Origin of the sequence: Mesorhizobium sp. ORS 3428, from assembly GCF_001854785.1 — a bacterium.
GTDB lineage: Bacteria > Pseudomonadota > Alphaproteobacteria > Rhizobiales > Rhizobiaceae > Mesorhizobium.
Window position 1 is genome coordinate 172,491 of the sequence record NZ_MDFL01000001.1, and the last position, 17,571, is coordinate 190,061.

Below are 17,571 nucleotides of genomic sequence, written 5' to 3' on the forward strand. Positions count from 1 at the left end.
GTAAAAACATGAAAAGACTTGTAATTTCTGCTCTTGCCGGCGCGATGTCGCTGGCCGCTTTCCAGGCGATGGCGGCCGACAAAGTGACGTTGCAGCTGAAGTGGGTCACGCAGGCCCAGTTCGCCGGCTATTATGTGGCCAAGRCCAAGGGCTTCTATGAGGCCGAAGGCCTCGATGTCGACATCAAGCCGGGCGGACCCGACATTGCGCCGGAGCAGGTGATCGCCGGCGGCGGTGCCGACGTGATCGTCGACTGGATGGGCGGCGCGCTGGCCGCTCGCGAGAAGGGCGTAGCGCTGGTCRATATCGCCCAGCCATTCAAGAAGGCCGGCATGGAACTGGTCTGCCCGAAGGACGGCCCGATCAAGACCGAAGCCGACTTCAAGGGTCACACGCTCGGCGTCTGGTTCTTCGGCAACGAATATCCGTTTTACGCCTGGATGAACAAGCTCGGCCTCAAGACCGATGGCGGTCCGGACGGCGTCACCGTGCTGAAGCAGAGCTTCGACGTGCAGCCGCTGATCCAGAAGCAGGCGGACTGCATCTCGGTCATGACCTATAACGAGTATTGGCAGCTGATTGACGCCGGCTACAAGCCGGAACAGCTCACCGTCTTCAACTACTCGGCCATGGGCAACGACCTGCTCGAGGACGGGCTCTATGCGCTCGAGGACAAGCTCAAGGATCCGGCCTTCGAGGACAAGATGGTGCGCTTCGTGCGCGCCTCGATGAAGGGCTGGAAATATGCCGTCGACAATTCGGATGAGGCGGCCGGGATCGTCATGGACAATGGCGGCCAGGACGAGAACCATCAGAAGCGCATGATGGGCGAAGTCGCCAAGCTGATCGATAATGCCGACGGCAAGCTCGATCCGGCGACCTATGAGCGCACCGCCAAGGCACTGCTCGACCAGAAGATCATCGCCAAGGAGCCTTCGGGCGCCTACACGACGGCGATCACCGACAAGGCGATCAAATAAGGCCTGGTCTCATCGGCCGAGATTTGAAGGGGCGGGCAACCGCCCCTTTTTTCTTGGGGGCGGTAAAAAAATACGCATGTGCCGGGATACAAAGTGGCGGCCAACCGTTGAGTAGGGCATCCGCGCGCCGGGGAGCCGTGGCGGACGCGTCAGCCAAACGGAGGTCCTTCAATGCRCATCCAATCGTTGCCGCTGCTTTCGGTGCTCGCCATTTCGACCGCCTTCATGCTCGCATCGCCGGCCATGGCCGATACGATGAAGTTCAAGGCGACACTCGATGGAAGCCAAACGAACCCGCCTGTCACCACCAAGGGCAAGGGAACCGCCACATTCACATTCAACACCACCAGCAAGAAGCTCAGCTGGAACGTCAAATATTCCGGCCTCAGCGGGCCAGYGTCGGCCGCTCACATTCACGGCCCGGCGGCAAAGGGTGAAAACGCGGATCCCGTAATCCCGTTCAAGAAGGTCAAGAGCCCGATCAAAGGCTCCGCGACGCTGACGGATGCCCAGGCTAGCGACCTCGAGGCCGGCAAATATTACGTCAACATCCACACCGCCGCCAATCCGGACGGCGAGATCCGCGGGCAGATCGAGAAGGCAACAGGCGGAACGATGTAGCGGACTTCCGCAACGAGGCGGGCGACCGCCTCGTTCTGCCGGATCACGACTTGTCGCGTATCTGCGTCAGCGTGCGGGTCGGCGTGATCGCTTCGGGATCCAGTTTGATCTCGACGATCGACGGCTTGCCGCTGGCGCGCGCACGCTCGAAGGCGGGGGCGAAGTCTTCGGTCTTTTCGACTGTCTCGCCGTGGCCGCCATAGGCGCGGGCAAGGGCGGCGAAGTCCGGGTTCTTCAGGTCGGTGGCGACGACGCGGCTTGGATATTCCCGCTCCTGATGCATGCGGATCGTGCCGTAGATGCCGTTGTTGACGACGATCACGATAATCGGCAGGCCGTACTGGACGGCGGTCGCGAACTCCTGGCCGTTCATCAGGAAGCAGCCGTCGCCGGCAAAGGCAATGACCTCGCGATCCGGGTGTAGCGCCTTCGCAGCGACCGCGGCCGGCGTGCCGTAGCCCATCGAGCCGGAGGTCGGGGCGGCCTGCGTGGCGAAGCGACGGAAGCGGTGGAAGCGATGCACCCAGGTGGCGTAGTTGCCGGCGCCGTTGGTGAGGATGGCGTCCTCGGGCAGCGCCTTTTCCAGATAATTCATGATCGGTCCCATCTGGACGGCGCCGGGGCCGGTTTCAGGCGGTGTCGACCATGCGAGATAGGCGGCATGTGCTTTCGCCGTCTCTTCCGCCCATGAGGGCGTGCCGGCCGGCTTGCGCCTGGCGAAGGCTTCGACGAAGGCCGAGGGCGAGGCGTTGATCGCCAGCGTCGGCCGGTAGACGCGGCCGAGCTCGCCGGCATCGGCATGGACATGCACCAGCGCCTGGTCGGGGTAGGGGCTCTTGAGCAGCGTATAGTCGGAAGACGGCATCTCGCCCATGCGGCCGCCGACCAACAGCACGACGTCGGCCGCATTGATCTGCGCCGCCAGCTTCGGGTTGATGCCGATGCCGACGTCGCCGGCATAGTTCGCATGGAGATGATCGAACAGCATCTGGCGGCGGAAGGAGCATCCCACGGGCAGCGACCATGCCTCGGCGATCGTGCGCATCTGCGCCACGGCCTCAGCGTTCCAGCGCGTGCCGCCGAGGATGACGAAGGGGCGCTTGGCATTGCTCAGCAGCATTTCCAGCGCGTCGAGCTCGGTTTCGCCGGGGCGTGTCTCCACCGGCGTGTGCGGGAGAGCTTCCGGCGCCTCGACCTCGCTGGTCAGCATGTCCTCGGGCAGCGAGATGACGACCGGACCCGGCCGACCCGACGTCGCCACCGCGAAGGCCCGGGTGACGAATTCCGGAATGCGCGCCGCGTCGTCGATCTCGACCACCCATTTGGCGATGTCGTCGAAAAAGCGCTTGTAATCGACCTCCTGGAAGGCCTCGCGCTCCTTGGCGTGGCTGGCGACCTGGCCGATGAACAGGATCAGCGGCACCGAATCCTGCATGGCGATATGAATGCCGGCCGAGGCGTTGGTGGCGCCGGGACCGCGGGTCACGAAGCAGATTCCGGGCTTGCCGGTGAGGCGGCCCTGGCAATCGGCCATCATCGCCGCACCGCCTTCCTGGCGGCAGACGATGGTGCGGATCGRCGAGTCATGCAGCGCGTCGAGCACCGCCAGATAGGATTCGCCCGGCACGCAGAAGATGCGGTCGGTGCCGTTCGCTTCGAGCGCCTCGACGATCAGTTGTCCGCCGGTCTTCATTTTGCTGCTCTCTCCAGTTCGGCCAGGATTTCCTCAGTGTGTTCGCCAAGACGCGGCGAGGGGCRCTCATAGACAAGCGGCGTGCCGGACATCACCATCGGCGAACGTACCGAGGGCAGGCGGTTGCCGTGGCCGTCGTCGAGGTCGAGGCGCATCCCGCGCGCGATCGTCTGCGGGTCGGCGAACATCTGGCCGATCGTGTTGATTGGGCTCGCGGGCACGCCTGCGGCTTCGAGCTTGGCCAAAAGCGGATCGCGATCGAGCGACTTCAGCGTTTCGATAATCAGCTCACGCAATTTCGCGCGATTGGCGACGCGGGCGGGATTGGTGGCGAAATCGGGATTGGCGGGCAGGTCGGTGAGACCGACCACGGCGCAGAACTTGGCGAACTGGCTGTCATTGCCGACCGCAAGGATGATGTGGCCATCCCTCACCGGCAGCACCTCGTAGGGCGCGATATTCATATGCGCGTTGCCCATCTGCACCGGCGACTTGCCGGAAACCAGGTAGTTGAGGTTCTGGTTACCGAGCGCCGAGACCTGGCTGTCGAAAAGCGCCATGTCGATGTGCTGGCCTTCGCCCGTCTTTTCGGCATGGCGAAGGGCTGCCTGGATGGCGATCACCGAATAGAGGCCGGTGAAAAGGTCGGAGATGGCGACGCCGGCCTTCTGCGGCTCGCGGCCGGGCTCGCCGGTGATCGACATCATGCCGGCCATGGCCTGGATGATGAAATCGTAGCCCGCGCGCGGCGCGTAAGGGCCATTCTGGCCGAAGCCGGTGATCGAGCAGTAGACGAGGCGCGGGTTGATCTTTCTCAGGCTCTCATAGTCGAGGCCGTATTTCTTCAGGCCGCCGAGCTTGAAGTTCTCGATCAGCACGTCGGCCGTGGCGACGAGGCCGCGGAGCGTATCTGCGCCTTCGGGCTTGGAGAAGTCGACGGCGATCGAGCGCTTGCCGCGATTGCAGGAATGATAATAGGCCGCCGAAAGGTTCTCGCCGTCATGGCTCATGAGGAAGGGAGGGCCCCATTTGCGGGTGTCGTCGCCGCCGTCCGGGCTCTCGACCTTGATGACATCGGCGCCGAGGTCGGCGAGCATCTGCCCGGCCCAGGGTCCCGCCAGGATGCGGGCGAGTTCGATAACGCGGATGCCTTTCAGCGGGGGTTCGGCCATGGATCACCGTGATGAGATCGAAAGCGCAGCCTGTATCAACCGGAGCCGGCTCTGTCACGAGTCATGCTGTGGGCCACGCCGCTCACGCCTTCAGCAGGCTGTCAGCCCAGGCGGCGAAGTCGTCCATGACGATGTCTCGATTGATCTCGTTCAGGCTTTCGTGCCGGGTCTCGGCGTAAACCTTTGAAACCAGATTCGAAAAGCCCATTCCGTCCATGCGCCGGGCAAGGTGGTGAACCGCCTTGCCATAGTCCGACGCCGGGTCTTTCTCGCCGCCGACCAGATTGACGAAGAGATCGCGGCGCACGCCGGCAAAGCTGGAATCCTTGCCGCCGTGAAGCGCCATTTCAACCACATCGCGCCACATGGAGATGGACGCGTCCCAGCCGCAGAGCGGGTCGGCGATGTATTTGTCGACCTCGGYCGGGTCGCGCGACAGCCAGTCGAATATGGTCCTGTGGTTGGGCACGGCCTTGCCCCAGGCCTGGAAGGTCAGCCTGGGCAGCAGGCGCGACGGCACGTCGGAGCCCAGCCGCATCCGTTCCCAGCCGAGGATTGCCAGCGCCAGCTGGCCAAGCAGGCCTTGCGAGAAATTGCCATTCCAGATCGCGGCGGCATGAACACGCGCGGAATGGCGCAGCACRAAATTCAGCGCGATCGAGGCGCCGAGCGAATGGCCGAAGACGATGACCGGCAATCCCTGATGCTCGGCGGCAATCAGGTCGTGGACCGCACCGACATCGGCGATCACCTTGGCGATGCCGTCGGCACCTGCGAATCTTCCAAGCGGCGCGTCAGGCGCCTTCGTCGCGCCATGGCCGCGATGGTCGTGGGCATAGATGTGGAAGCCGCGCGGCCCGAGGAAATCGGCGAAGCGGGCGTAACGCGCCGCATGCTCGGCCAGGCCGTGGTTGATCTGGACCACGGCGCGCGGATTTCCGCCGGCATGTTTCACATAAAGGTTGAGGTCGGCCCCGGTCGGTGAGGCCAGCCTGGTCTGCTTGTCGAACGGCATGTCTCGCTCCTCAGCGACTGATGGGCGAGCGCTCGAGCGGCGTCAAGAGAACAGCGTCCCTTCAAAATGTTGACAGCATGCTGTCAAATAGATAATATGACAGTATGCTGTCAATTTATGGAATGGAGGAGATGATGAACACCATGTCCAGGCGGGCGATGCTGTCGGCCTTCGCGGAATCCAGCCAGGCAACCAGGGAGAAAATTATGAAGACGTCGACCATCGACGGCCCGCAGGGCCGGCTTGCGATTTACAGCATAGGCGCCGGTCGCGGCTTGCCGATCCTGTTCCTGCACGGTGATTGCAGCCGGGCATCGCAATGGCAACAGGTGATGCAATCTTCCGCAAATGGCCGGCAAGCGGTTGCCTTCGACTTCCGCGGACACGGCGCCTCCGCGCCGGCCGCAGATGGCGACTATGGCTATCACGGGCGTGCGGCTGACCTGGGCGCGGTCGCCGATGCATTGAAGCTGAAACGGTTTCTGATTGTCGCCCATAGCGGCGCGGCGGGGACGGCTCTTGCCTATGCCGCCGATCACGCGAGCCATGTCGCCGGCATCGTGCTGGTCGATCCGGCGACAGATCCGCGCGCTTTGTCAAAGAATGTGCGCGACGGCTTCGCCCGCGATCTGGCCGGTCCGCATGCGCCAGACACGTTGAAGGCCTACTATGCCTCGATCGCCGGGCCCAACGCCGCCGTCCGCGAGCGCGTGCTTGCCGATGCGTCGGTCGTCGATCCGGCGGCGGTGGCGGGCGTCGGCAAGGCGCTTGCCGAATGGAACCCCGAGCCGGCGCTCGACGCCTATTACGGACCGATGCTGGTGCTGGCCACCGAGCCTAATGACAATCCGGCTGCGCTCTACCGGCTTCGCGCCGGTATCGCGCATCAGGTGGTGGCGGATGCCGGCCATTGGGTGATGCTTGACAAGCCCGGGGTGGTGGCGGAAGCCGTGAACAGCTTCATCACCGCCATCGAGGCCGGCCACGAATGACGACGAGGACCGAAGCAGGCGACGCGCTTACCGAGATCGTGCTTGCTGTGTTCAGGCTGAACGGCCGCTTTCTCGAAGCGGCCGATCGCCTGGCCGCTCCGGCCGGGCTCACGGCGGCGCGTTGGCAGGTCCTCGGGGCCATTCTCACGGAGCCGAAATCCGTCGCCGATATCGCGCGTGACATGGGCCTTGCGCGCCAGAGCGTGCAGCGCCTGGCCGACATACTGGCCGAGGAAGGCCTGGCTGCCTATGCCGACAACCCTGCGCATCGGCGTGCCAAGCTTTTGTCGGTCACCGATGCAGGGTGGACGGCAATTCGTGACATCGCCACGCGCCAACATGCGTGGGCGAACGCTGTCTCCGAAGGCGTCGATCCTCAAGCGCTCGAGGATGCGCTGGCGTTGCTGCGGATGCTGGCGCGGCGGGTGGAGCAGGCTGAGAGCTGACAAACGCCCAGGCCGGAAGCGTTCAGGCTGCGGATTATTTTCGACCGGCGAAAAAGATCGCAATTCTGACACGTCGCCCGTTCTAGTGTGGCGAATCCAATACGGTTCAATGATCGCCGGGAGAGCGGGAATGCGGGTTTGGGCACTATCGGGTTCGGTTGTTCTGGCTGTTGCCGGCGCTGGCACGGCGTGGGCCGACGTCAAGATGAGCGGCACGTTCGTGGCCGACAGCGCCTGCCCCGCGACGCAAGCCATCAAGAGCGGCAAGAGCCCCGGCGACGTGTCCACCCAGGCAGGACAAAGCTACCAGCTCCTGGCCGGCAACAAGGACGAGCCAACCCACTATCTCATCCAGGTGCCGGGTGCCGATCCGGAGCGGCGCTGGGTAAAGATAGGCTGCGGCCATGTCACCGGCGGCAGCGCGTCGGTCGCGCCGTCGCCCGCCGGTCTGACGAAGCCGTCGCTACCTGCCTCGGGCAAGCCGGAATACGTGTTCGCGCTGAGCTGGCAGCCGGCTTTCTGCGAGACCAAGGCCAACAAGCCCGAATGCAAGGCGCAGAGCCCCAACGAATTCGACGCTACCCACTTCACCCTGCATGGGCTCTGGCCGCAGCCGAACGGCAATTTCTATTGCCAGGTGCCGGCGAGCGACAAGGCAAACGACAATCCGGCGCACTGGGCGGAGCTGCCGGCCGTCAAACTCGATGCCAACACGCGCGCGGAGCTCGAGCAGGTGATGCCGGGCACGGCCTCGAAGCTCGAACGCCACGAATGGATCAAGCACGGTACCTGTTACGGCAAGAGCCAGCAGGAGTATTTCTCCGACGCGCTCAATCTGATGCGCGCGGTGAACGCCTCGCCGGTGCGCGATCTCTTCAACAAGAACATCGGCAAGCAGCTGACGTCGGACCAGATCCGCGAAGCCTTTGACCAAGCCTTCGGCGCCGGTGCCGGCGAGCGCGTGCGCGTCTCCTGCCTTGTCGATCCGTCGAGCGGTCGGCGGCTGATCGGCGAGCTGACGCTCGGCCTGTCCGGGCCGATCGGTCCTGACAGCAAGCTCGGCGATCTGCTGATGGCCTCAGCGCCGACGGGCAAGGCCGGTTGCCCGAAGGGCACCGTCGACGCGATCGGATTCCAGTAAGACTTCCAGCCGGACATCCGCGCAGACACCGTACGTATTTCGGCCCAGATACCAGGGGTTTTCGCAGCCGGGCGGCAGGCCGGGATCGGGCCGCCGTGCCGAAAGCGATTGCCGTTCGGCGCTTCATCGCCTACATAGCGCGCAAATCTCCACCAAACTCGACAGTTCAGTTTCAGGGAAAGCGCGCGTGGCACGCCAGTTCATCTATCACATGTCCGGCCTGTCGAAGGCCTACGGCACCAAGAAGGTGCTCGACAACATCCACCTGTCCTTCTACCCGGATGCCAAGATCGGCATTCTCGGCCCGAACGGGTCGGGTAAGTCGACCATCCTGCGCATCATGGCCGGGCTCGACAAGGAGTTTCAGGGCGAGGCCTGGCTGGCCGAGGGCGCGACCGTGGGTTACCTCGCGCAGGAGCCGCAGCTCGATCCGACCAAGACCGTGCGCGAAAACGTCATGGACGGCGTTGCCAGGAAGACCGCCATCATCGAGCGCTACAACGAGCTGATGATGAACTATTCCGACGAGACGGCGGATGAGTCGGCCAAGCTCCAGGACGAGATGGACCGCTTGAACCTTTGGGACCTCGAGCAACAGGTCGAGATGGCGATGGACGCGCTGCAGTRCCCGCCTGCCGATTCCGAGGTGACCAACCTTTCTGGCGGCGAGYGCCGCCGCGTGGCGCTCTGCCGGCTGCTCCTGGAGCAGCCCGATCTGCTGCTGCTCGACGAGCCGACCAACCACCTCGACGCCGAGACCACCGCCTGGCTGGAAAAGCACCTGCGCGACTATTCGGGCTCGGTGCTGATCATCACCCACGATCGCTACTYCCTCGACAACGTCACCGGCTGGATCCTCGAACTCGACCGCGGCCGTGGTATCCCCTACGAGGGCAATTACACCAAATATCTCGACGCCAAGGCCAAGCGCCTGATCCAGGAAGGCCGTGAGGACGACGCTCGCCAGAAGGCGATCTGGCGCGAGCGCGAGTGGATCCAGTCCTCGCCGAAGGCGCGCCAGACCAAGTCCAAGGCGCGCATCAAGGCTTTCGAGGAGCTGGTCGAGCAGTCGCAGAATCGCAAGCCGACCGACACGCAGATCGTCATCCCGGCGAGCGAGCGGCTCGGCAATGTCGTTGTCGAGGTCGAAGGCCTCAACAAGGGCTTCGGCGACGAGCTTCTGATCGAGAACCTGTCGTTCAGGCTGCCGCCGGGCGGTATCGTCGGCGTGATCGGCCCGAACGGCGCCGGCAAGACGACGCTGTTCAAGATGATTACCGGCCAGGAGAAACCGGATACCGGCTCAATCCGCATGGGCGAGACGGTGAGGCTCGGCTATGTCGACCAGAGCCGCGACGCACTCGACCCGAACAAGACGGTTTGGGAAGAGATCTCCGGTGGCGCCGAGGTCATCAAGCTCGGCAAGCACGAAGTCRACAGCCGCGCTTACTGCTCGTCCTTCAACTTCCGCGGCGGCGACCAGCAGCAGAAGGTCGGCAATCTTTCGGGCGGCCAGCGCAACCGCGTGCATCTGGCCAAGATGCTGAAGGGCGGCGGCAATGTGCTGCTGCTCGACGAACCGACCAACGACCTCGACACCGAAACGCTGAGCGCGCTGGAAGATGCGCTGGAAGCCTATGCCGGCTGCGCGGTCATCATCAGCCACGACCGCATGTTCCTCGACCGCATGGCAACGCACATGCTCGCCTTCGAGGGCGACGCGCATGTCGAATGGTTCGAGGGCAACTTCGAGGAATATGAGAAGGACAAGCTCCGCCGCCTGGGCGCCGAAGCGGCGACCCCGCACCGCATGACGCACAAGCGGCTGACAAGGTAGGACCGGGCAGGGCGGCGAGACAGGAGCGAGGTGAACAAATGGCTGACTGGTCCGCCGCCCAATATCTGAAGTTCGAGGATGAGCGCACGCGGCCCGCGCGGGACTTGGCGACCCAGGTTCCTGTCGATTTCCCGCGCCACGTCGTGGACATCGGCTGCGGTCCGGGCAATTCGACCGAGCTTCTGGTCGAGCGCTGGCCGGACGCCGAGGTCACCGGCTTCGACACGTCGCCGGACATGATCGAGAAGGCGAGGGCGCGRCTCCCCGACGTCACGTTCGAGCTTGCGGATGCCTCCACCTGGCAACCGGAGAAGGCGGTCGACGTCATTTTTGCCAATGCCGTGTTCCAGTGGCTGCCGGAGCATCCGGCGGTGCTCCAGCGGCTGATGGGGCTGCTTRCACCCGGCGGCGCCTTGGCCATCCAGATGCCCGACAATCTCGCCGAGCCTTCGCATCAGTTGATGCGGGCCACCGCCGCCGAAATGCCGTTCTCGGCAAAGCTCGAGGGCGCCGCGCGTGCGCCGCTGCCGCCGGTTTCCTTCTACTACGATCTATTGTCGCCGCTCGCCGACCGGGTGGATATCTGGCACACGATCTATAATCATCCGCTGGCCGATGCCGAAGCGGTCGTCGAATGGGTCAAGGCGACGGGGCTGAAGCCCTTCCTCGATCCGCTCGACGCGGATGAGAAAAAGCTGTTCCTCGAGACCTATACCGCCAAGATCGCAAGGGCTTATCCGCAGACGGCGAACGGCAAAGTGCTGCTGCGCTTTCCGCGCATTTTTATCATCGCCAAGCGCGCTTAGGAGTCCACGCGCGCCGCAAGGCCGGCGGCGGATGTCGATTTAAGCTGGCATAAACCGGCCAGATGCGACAAGGGTTGCGCCCGAGTGCTTCGGTGCTCCCATAAAAGGCCGTGCCTCGGACGGATTGGACATGCATCGCGTCATCATCAGCGGCATCGGCGCCGAAATCCCCGAGCCCGTCATAACCAACGAAGAACTGGTCGAAAGCTTCAACAGCTGGGTCGAAACCGAGAATGYGCGTCGCGCTGTCACCGGCGAAACACTGCTGCAGAAATCGGACAGCGCCTTCATCGTGCAGGCCTCGGGCGTGYAGACGCGCCATGTGATCGAGCGCGAAGGCATTCTCGACCCGACCCGTATGGTGCCGCGCATCCCGGCKCGGCCGGACGACGCGCTGTCGCTGGAAGCGGAGTTCGGCATTGCCTCGGCGAAGAAGGCGCTCGACCATGCCGGTCTGGAGCCGTCGGACATCGACCTTGTGATCTGCTCGGCTTCGCATCACCAGCGGCCCTATCCGGCGATCGCCATAGAGATCCAGCAGGCGCTCGGCACCAAGGGGGCCGGTTTCGACATGGGGCTGGGCTGCTCGTCGGCGGCTGCGGCGCTGCATGTCGCGGTCAACCTGGTCAGGGCAGGGGCGCACAAGCGCATCTTGGTGTCGACGCCGGAAATCATCACCGGCCATCTCAATTTCCGCGACCGGCAGACACATTTCATCTTCGGCGACGCTTCGGTGGCCATGGTCGTCGAGGGGCTCGACCAGGGCGAAAAGCGCCCGGGACGCTTCGAGGTGCTCGACACGCGCGCTTGGACACAGATGTCGAACAACATCCGCACCAATCTCGGCTACCACACCCGCACCGCCCAGGATGACCCCTACATGATCGATCTCGAGGGCAATCTCATCAAGCAGGTCGGCAACAAGGTGTTCAAGGAAGTCACCGTCGCCGGCCACAAGTTTATCGTCGAATTCCTGGCCGAGCATGGCCTGACGCCGCAAGGCATCCGCCGCTTCTGGCTGCATCAGGCCAATGCGCGCATGAACGCCATGATCCTCAAACTCGCCTTCGGCCATGATGTCGGCCACGACCGGGCGCCGATGGTGCTGGAGCGGCTCGGCAACACGGCGGGCGCCGGCGCGATCGTGGCACTGTCGGAAAACCACGCCGACATGAAGGCAGGCGATTTCGGGCTGATCTGCGCCTTCGGCGCCGGCTATTCGATCGGTGGCGCGCTTCTTAGGATGCTATGAAACTCGTCAAGCTGGCGCGAACGGCACCAGCATCGGCACGCGCCTGGCATAGTCGTCATAGGCAGGGCCGAGCTCACCGCGCAGGAAGCTTTCCTCCAGCCTTGCCTTGACGACGACGCCGACAAGCAGAAGGGCCGCGCCGGCGATGCCCCAGACCGTGCCCTTCGCCGCCATGGTGGCCAGGATCGAAAGCAGCAGGCCGGTATAGATCGGGTGGCGGACCAGCGCATAGGGACCGGTGTCGACCACGCGATGATCGGCCTTGGCTGTGACGGTGCCCGACCATAGCCTGCCGAGATGCAGGYGCGCCCACCAGGCGAAGGCGATGCCGAGGGCGATCAGGGCGACGCAGWTCCAGGCTTCAGTCAGCGTCGGTATCCACAGCCGCAGCCGTCCGACATAGCCGTGCGCTGGCACGAACAGCAGCACGGTGCCGACGAGCCACAGCGCCCGATACCGGGCCTCGGCCTTGAAGCCGGCGCGCTTTTTGATGGGATCGGTCCAGAAGGCGGCAAGGGACCACGACACCAGCCAGATCAGCCACAATGCTGCGATCGCGCGTCCGGGTTGCATGTCGTCTCCTCCCGATGTCGAACGATCATCTAGGTTCGCCGCGCGGCGGCAATGCGGCGCGAGGCGAAAAGCGCCGGCGATGCAGAGTCAGAAAGTCGTGATCGGCCATCAGGCGCCTTGATCGGATCATCAGCGCTTTCGACTGGACCAGGTTGCGGAGCGCATCTAAGCCATATTGCAATTCAGGTGATAACAGCCTGATCTCAATCTCAACACGCCTTATACAAGCGCTATGCAAGACGCAAAAACCGATATCGAGCTTTTCCCGACGTCCGAGCAACCCATCGATATCGTGCCGGGCTGCAAGCTCGCGGCAAGGGCCGCGGCGCTCTACATGGCGCCTTTCGATCATTTCGAGACGAGGCCGGTGGAAGAGTTGCGGCTCGGCTTCGAAGGCATCGAGGGCGACTTCCATGCCGGCGCGACACGGCGGTCCGGCGGGCGCGAGCCCTGGTATCCACGCGGCACCGAGATGCGCAACGAGCGGCAACTGTCTCTGGTCGCCGCCGACGAACTCACCATCGTCGCCGAGCGCATGGGGATTGCAGAGATCAAGCCGGAATGGATCGGCGCCAACCTGCTTATCGAGGGCGTGCCGCGTCTTTCGATGCTGCCGGCGGGATCGCTGCTGTTCTTCAAGGGCGGCGTGACGATCAAGGTCGACGGGCAGAACAAGCCTTGCCGCATCGCCGGCCGCTCCGTTGCCGAGAGCGCCGGCATGGCCGACCATGAGGCGGGAGCGCTGCTGTTCCCGAAGGCTGCCAAGCGGCTGCGCGGCCTCGTCGCCTGGGTCGAGAAGCCTGGCGTCATCAGGCAGGCGAGGAGATTTCGGTGCGGGTACCGGAGCAGTGGATCTATCGCGCCTAAGCAAGTGGCCAGGATCAATAGGACACTGCGCTCGACCAGGCCGGATCTTCGTGCTTTTGCCAGTAGAGATGCATCAGACGTTCGGTGATCGCGCCGACCTTGCCGTTGGCGACCGGTGCGCCGTCGATCATCGTGACAGGCATGATGCCGCCGGCAGTCGAGGTGATGAAGACCTCGTCGGCTGTCTTGAGCGCGTCCACGCCGACATCCGCCGCTACCGCAGAGAGCCCCAACTCGGCGCACAGATCAAACACGGTGCGGCGCGTGATGCCGGGCAGAACGCCGACGGCTGGCGTCGACAGTTTGCCTGCCTTGACGCAGAAGACGTTGAAGCCGGGACCCTCGGCGACRTTGCCGTTGAAGTCGAGGATCAACGCGGTGTCAGCGCAACGGTCATAAGCATCGTAGAGCCCACGCACCAGGTCGAGCCAATGGTAGTTCTTGATCGAGGGATCGATCGAGGCCGGCGGGATGCGCACCTTGTCGCTGATCGCGACATGCAGGCCGCGACGCAACTGTTCGGGATTGGCGACCGAGCCGAAGGGGACGGCAAAGGCCATGAACCGGTTGATCGCCTGTCGCGGATCGCGGCTGAAGGTCGGCGAGGCGCCGCGCGTGCACAGCATCTCGACATAGGCGGCGCGGTGGCCGGACAGCGCGACGCAATTGTGAAGGATCTCGGCGACGCCCTCTCGGTCGAAGGGGATCGTCATGCGAAGCTTTTCCAGCCCGCTGAAGAAGCGGTCGAGATGCAGGTCGAGACGGAAAAAGCGRCCATCCCAGACATGAACCGTGTCGTAGGTGGCGTCCGAGTGCAGAAAGCCCCAATCCAGCACCGACACCTTGGCCTGCGACATCGGCAGATATTGCCCATCCAGATAAGCGACGCCGTCCGGATAGGCATGCGGGTCGACGTGACGATCTGAAAGAATGGGGAGCGGCCCGGCGGGTCTAGAGGCGGCTTGGCTCATTTCATTCCTCCCGTTGCGGCCAGGGCAGGCTAATGCCCGGTTCCGAATGCAGTAGAGCCAGGCCGCCGGCGCCGGCTGGCCTGCGAGGCGGCCATACGGTCAGGGCGGCTCCGGTCAGCCTCACTCGTCCTCGTCGTCCTCCTCCAGCAGGCGCGTCGCGCGCCAGCGCGTCAGTACCTTATTGGTCTGCTCGATGACGAAGAAGCGCGCAGAGTCCCGGTCGTAGCCTTCGCCAAGCAGCTTGTCATAATCGGTATGCGCGTGTCGGACATGGGCGATGGTTGCCAGCCACACCGCGATCGTCGGCGGCAAGGTCTTCATATGCGCGGCGCCGGCATCGGCGCGGATCTTTTCCATGTCGGCGTAAGGGGCGAGCGGCAGGAGCGCGGTCAGCGCTTTCGCAATGGCTCGGCGGCGGCCGGTCGGCGCGCTCACTTCTCTTCGCGCCCCGCAATGGTCGCCTCGGGGAAGGCATCGATCGAGGCGTAATAGGGCTTGATGTCGATGACCGGGGTGCCGTCCAGCACATCGATGGCGTCGATCTCGATCCGGCCGGCCTCGATATCGAGCGCGACGAGCTTCGCGACATGCAGCCCTACCGGGTTCGGCCGGGCCGGTGAGCGCAGCGAGAAAACGCCTTTTGGTTCAGCCGCATGGCGCGGTTTCTGCACGATCAGATTCCGCGGCGCGTGATCGAGCCAGGACAGGAGGATGACGTGGCTGGCGCGGTCGAGGTTTTGCAGTCCCGGGCGGTAGGGCGCGTCGATCAGGACCGTTGCCGTCCGGCCGGTCTCGCGCGCGGCGCGCATGTTCTTCGGACAATCCTCGCGGCTCGTCCAGGGCGAGACGATGYGACCGACGAAGACGACATGGCCGTCCGCCGGCATAGCCGCCGGATCGATGTCCAGGAGCCTTTCACCTTCGCGCGTCTCGAACATCGCCTTTCGTCCGCTCAAACGTTCACAACGCACCGATCACCGTTGCGCCATTTTCCTGTCCGGAAGCGACATAGCGCTTGCCAGGGTGTCAAATCCGACATAAACATATCTTTATATCTTTCACCGAGAACCCGCTCATGCATGTCACGCTCGACACGATGGTAGATACATTGAAGGCGGCGGCAGAATCCAGCCGCCTCCGCATCCTGGTGCTGCTGTCGCGCGGGGATCTCACGGTTTCGGACCTCACCGAAATCCTTGGCCAGTCRCAACCGCGCGTCTCGCGGCATCTTAAGCTCCTGCTCGATGCCGGGCTGATCGGCCGCTACCAGGAAGGATCGTGGGCCTTCTTCAGGCTCTCGGACAGCGACCCCTCGCGCGACTTCGTGCAACGTCTGGTCTCCGGCGTGCGCGAAGCCGATCCGCAAGTGGTGCGCGACCTGGAGCGGCTGGCTGCGGTCAAGCGCAAGCGGCAGGACCGGGCAGCCGAATATTTCTCTGTGAATGCCGCGAGCTGGGATCGTATCCGTTCGCTGCATGTGCCGGACCGCGCGGTGGAAGCAGCGCTGCTCAAGCTCGTCGGCAAGCGGCCGTTCCAGTCGATGCTCGACCTCGGCACCGGCACGGGCAGGCTGCTGGAGATCTTCGCGCCGCTCTACCGGCGCGGCATCGGCATCGACATGTCGCGCGAGATGCTGACGGTAGCGCGCGCCAATCTCGACAAGGCAGGCGTCGCCAATGCGCAGGTGCGCCACGGCGACATCTTTTCGCCGCCGGTCGAACGCAACGCCTTCGATCTCGTCACCATCCACCAGGTGCTGCACTATCTCGACGATCCGGCCCGCGCCATCGACGAGGCGGCGAGGCTGCTGCGTCCGGCGGGCAGGCTGGTCATCGTCGACTTCGCGCCCCACAACCTGGAGTTCCTGCGCGACCAGCACGCCCATCTGCGGCTCGGCTTCTCCGACCGGCAGATCGCCGACTGGTTCGAGGAGGCGGGGATCGATCTCGAAGACAGCCAAGAATTCGAGCCGCGCGGCCAGGCGGAGGCAAAACTCACCGTCAAGCTCTGGCTCGGCCGCGACCGCCGCCTGYTGATCGCCGACCCATCCAACGACACTCTTCCAGCAAGGGAAACAGCCTGATGAACCAGTTCCGCTTTTCCCGCCGCCCCGACATTGGCGACAAGGTCCGGGTCTCGTTCGAGTTCTTCCCGCCGAAGACGGACGAGATGGAAGCAAGGTTGTGGGACACCGTCACCCGGCTGGAGCCGCTCAAGCCGAAATTCGTGTCGGTGACCTACGGCGCCGGCGGCTCGACCCGCGAGCGCACGGCCCGCACGGTCAAACGCATCCTCAACGAGACGACGCTGACGCCGGCAGCGCACATGACCTGCGTCGATGCCGCGCGCCATCAGGTCGACGCCGTCATCCGGGAATTCGCCGACTTCGGCGTCAAACGTTTCGTCGCCTTGCGCGGCGATCCGGCTGCAGGCGTCGGGACCGCCTATCGACCGCATCCCGACGGCTATGCCAACGGCGCCGAGCTGGTCGGGGCGATGAAGAGCGTCGGCGATTTCGACATCTCCGTCTCGGCCTATCCGGAAAAGCATCCGGAAAGCCCGGATTTCGCCACCGACATCGACATGCTGAAGCGCAAGGTCGATAACGGCGCCACGCGCGCGATCACCCAGTTCTTCTTCGACAACGATCTCTACGAGCGCTATGTCGAGCGGGCGCGCCGCGCCGGCATCTATATCCCGATCGTGCCGGGCGTCCTGCCAGTGCACAATTTTACGCAAGTTGCCAACTTCTCGGCGCGCTGCGGCGCGCTGGTGCCGGCATGGCTGGCTGAACGCTTCGAAGGGCTGGAAAATGACCCGCAGACGCATGCGCTGGTAGCCTCGGCCGTCGCGGCCGAGCAGGTGCTCGACCTGGTCGAGCGTGGCGTTGGGGATTTCCATTTCTACACGATGAACCGCGCCGATCTGGTCTTTGCCGTCTGCCATATGATCGGCATCCGCTCGCATGAGGCGGAAGCGGCAGGCTCGGCCGCGGCCTGACTTTTTGAGGCGGTGAAATGCAAAAGGCCGGGTGAAAAACCCGGCCTTTCAAACAGTATCTTGACTGCCTGCTGCTAGTTCTTCCGCTCTGGCGGTTACGGAAGAACGCCTATGATAAGGGCGCCGATGAATGCAAACGCAGCACAAATCATCAATGCGTTGATTGGCCTCGTCAGTCCCATGTCATGGCCTCCTCTTGAGGGCT

Annotated in this window: 17 protein-coding genes and 1 pseudogene; 11 read left to right on the top strand and 7 right to left on the bottom strand. The window is 64.0% G+C overall.

Annotation, left to right across the window (positions count from 1 at the left end):
* Positions 1-8: 8 nt before the first annotated feature.
* Positions 9-980: an ABC transporter substrate-binding protein gene (locus tag ORS3428_RS00745; protein WP_071093885.1), complete on the top strand. Its 972-nt coding sequence runs from the start codon at positions 9-11 to the stop codon at positions 978-980.
* Positions 981-1,151: 171 nt separating this feature from the next.
* Positions 1,152-1,601: a CHRD domain-containing protein gene (locus tag ORS3428_RS00750; protein ID WP_071093886.1), complete on the top strand. Its 450-nt coding sequence runs from the start codon at positions 1,152-1,154 to the stop codon at positions 1,599-1,601.
* 43 nt (positions 1,602-1,644) lie between these two features.
* Here ORS3428_RS00750 and ORS3428_RS00755 read toward each other — a convergent pair whose 3' ends face one another.
* From ORS3428_RS00755 to ORS3428_RS00765, 3 genes are all read right to left on the bottom strand, one after another.
* Positions 1,645-3,294: a thiamine pyrophosphate-binding protein gene (locus ORS3428_RS00755; protein WP_071093887.1), complete on the bottom strand. Its 1,650-nt coding sequence runs from the start codon at positions 3,292-3,294 to the stop codon at positions 1,645-1,647.
* Positions 3,291-4,466: a CaiB/BaiF CoA transferase family protein gene (locus ORS3428_RS00760; RefSeq protein WP_071093888.1), complete on the bottom strand. Its 1,176-nt coding sequence runs from the start codon at positions 4,464-4,466 to the stop codon at positions 3,291-3,293. The genes ORS3428_RS00755 and ORS3428_RS00760 overlap by 4 nt, the downstream gene beginning before the upstream one ends.
* Before the next feature lie 82 nt (positions 4,467-4,548).
* Entirely contained in the window at positions 4,549-5,481 is a 933-nt protein-coding gene (locus ORS3428_RS00765; RefSeq protein WP_071093889.1) for an alpha/beta fold hydrolase, read from the bottom strand.
* A 134-nt stretch (positions 5,482-5,615) separates the two neighbouring features.
* On the opposite strand from ORS3428_RS00765, the gene ORS3428_RS00770 reads away from it, so the two are divergent.
* The 6 genes from ORS3428_RS00770 to ORS3428_RS00795 all read left to right on the top strand — a co-directional run bounded on the left by ORS3428_RS00770 (position 5,616) and on the right by ORS3428_RS00795 (position 11,955).
* Positions 5,616-6,473, top strand: a complete 858-nt coding sequence (locus ORS3428_RS00770) for an alpha/beta fold hydrolase (protein ID WP_157895910.1) — start codon at positions 5,616-5,618, stop codon at positions 6,471-6,473.
* Positions 6,470-6,919, top strand: coding sequence for a MarR family winged helix-turn-helix transcriptional regulator (locus tag ORS3428_RS00775; RefSeq protein WP_071093891.1), 450 nt, complete (start codon positions 6,470-6,472; stop codon positions 6,917-6,919). The genes ORS3428_RS00770 and ORS3428_RS00775 overlap by 4 nt, the downstream gene beginning before the upstream one ends.
* Positions 6,920-7,049: 130 nt before the next feature.
* On the top strand, positions 7,050-8,060 hold the full coding sequence (locus ORS3428_RS00780; RefSeq protein ID WP_071093892.1) for a ribonuclease T2 family protein: 1,011 nt from the start codon (positions 7,050-7,052) through the stop codon (positions 8,058-8,060).
* Positions 8,061-8,247: 187 nt separating this feature from the next.
* Positions 8,248-9,897: an energy-dependent translational throttle protein EttA gene (gene ettA / locus ORS3428_RS00785; RefSeq protein ID WP_071093893.1), complete on the top strand. Its 1,650-nt coding sequence runs from the start codon at positions 8,248-8,250 to the stop codon at positions 9,895-9,897.
* A gap of 38 nt (positions 9,898-9,935) precedes the next feature.
* Complete coding sequence (tam, locus tag ORS3428_RS00790; protein ID WP_071093894.1) at positions 9,936-10,703, top strand: trans-aconitate 2-methyltransferase; 768 nt, start codon at positions 9,936-9,938, stop codon at positions 10,701-10,703.
* 130 nt (positions 10,704-10,833) lie between these two features.
* A complete protein-coding gene (locus ORS3428_RS00795; protein ID WP_071093895.1) occupies positions 10,834-11,955 on the top strand; it encodes a beta-ketoacyl-ACP synthase III in 1,122 nt (373 codons plus the stop codon).
* A gap of 6 nt (positions 11,956-11,961) precedes the next feature.
* Here ORS3428_RS00795 and ORS3428_RS00800 read toward each other — a convergent pair whose 3' ends face one another.
* A complete protein-coding gene (locus tag ORS3428_RS00800; protein WP_071093896.1) occupies positions 11,962-12,528 on the bottom strand; it encodes a methyltransferase family protein in 567 nt (188 codons plus the stop codon).
* A gap of 232 nt (positions 12,529-12,760) precedes the next feature.
* On the opposite strand from ORS3428_RS00800, the pseudogene ORS3428_RS00805 reads away from it, so the two are divergent.
* A pseudogene (locus ORS3428_RS00805) lies at positions 12,761-13,395 on the top strand (MOSC domain-containing protein).
* Positions 13,396-13,409: 14 nt separating this feature from the next.
* On the opposite strand, the gene ORS3428_RS00810 reads toward ORS3428_RS00805, so the two are convergent.
* From ORS3428_RS00810 to tsaA, 3 genes are all read right to left on the bottom strand, one after another.
* A complete protein-coding gene (locus ORS3428_RS00810; RefSeq protein WP_071093897.1) occupies positions 13,410-14,366 on the bottom strand; it encodes a D-amino acid aminotransferase in 957 nt (318 codons plus the stop codon).
* A gap of 120 nt (positions 14,367-14,486) precedes the next feature.
* Entirely contained in the window at positions 14,487-14,801 is a 315-nt protein-coding gene (locus ORS3428_RS00815) for a DUF2293 domain-containing protein (RefSeq protein WP_071093898.1), read from the bottom strand.
* The gene (tsaA, locus tag ORS3428_RS00820; protein ID WP_071093899.1) at positions 14,798-15,304 is read right to left on the bottom strand and encodes a tRNA (N6-threonylcarbamoyladenosine(37)-N6)-methyltransferase TrmO; all 507 of its coding nucleotides are present in this window, start codon (positions 15,302-15,304) and stop codon (positions 14,798-14,800) included. The genes ORS3428_RS00815 and tsaA overlap by 4 nt, the downstream gene beginning before the upstream one ends.
* A gap of 137 nt (positions 15,305-15,441) precedes the next feature.
* Here tsaA and ORS3428_RS00825 point away from each other — a divergent pair, with 137 nt between their 5' ends.
* Positions 15,442-16,449 carry an ArsR/SmtB family transcription factor gene (locus tag ORS3428_RS00825; RefSeq protein WP_071093900.1) on the top strand — a complete coding sequence of 336 codons (1,008 nt, stop codon included), beginning with the start codon at positions 15,442-15,444 and terminating at the stop codon, positions 16,447-16,449.
* Positions 16,449-17,366, top strand: a complete 918-nt coding sequence (metF, locus tag ORS3428_RS00830) for a methylenetetrahydrofolate reductase [NAD(P)H] (RefSeq protein ID WP_071093901.1) — start codon at positions 16,449-16,451, stop codon at positions 17,364-17,366. Before ORS3428_RS00825 ends, metF begins: the two co-directional genes overlap by 1 nt.
* The last annotated feature ends 205 nt before the right edge of the window (positions 17,367-17,571 follow it).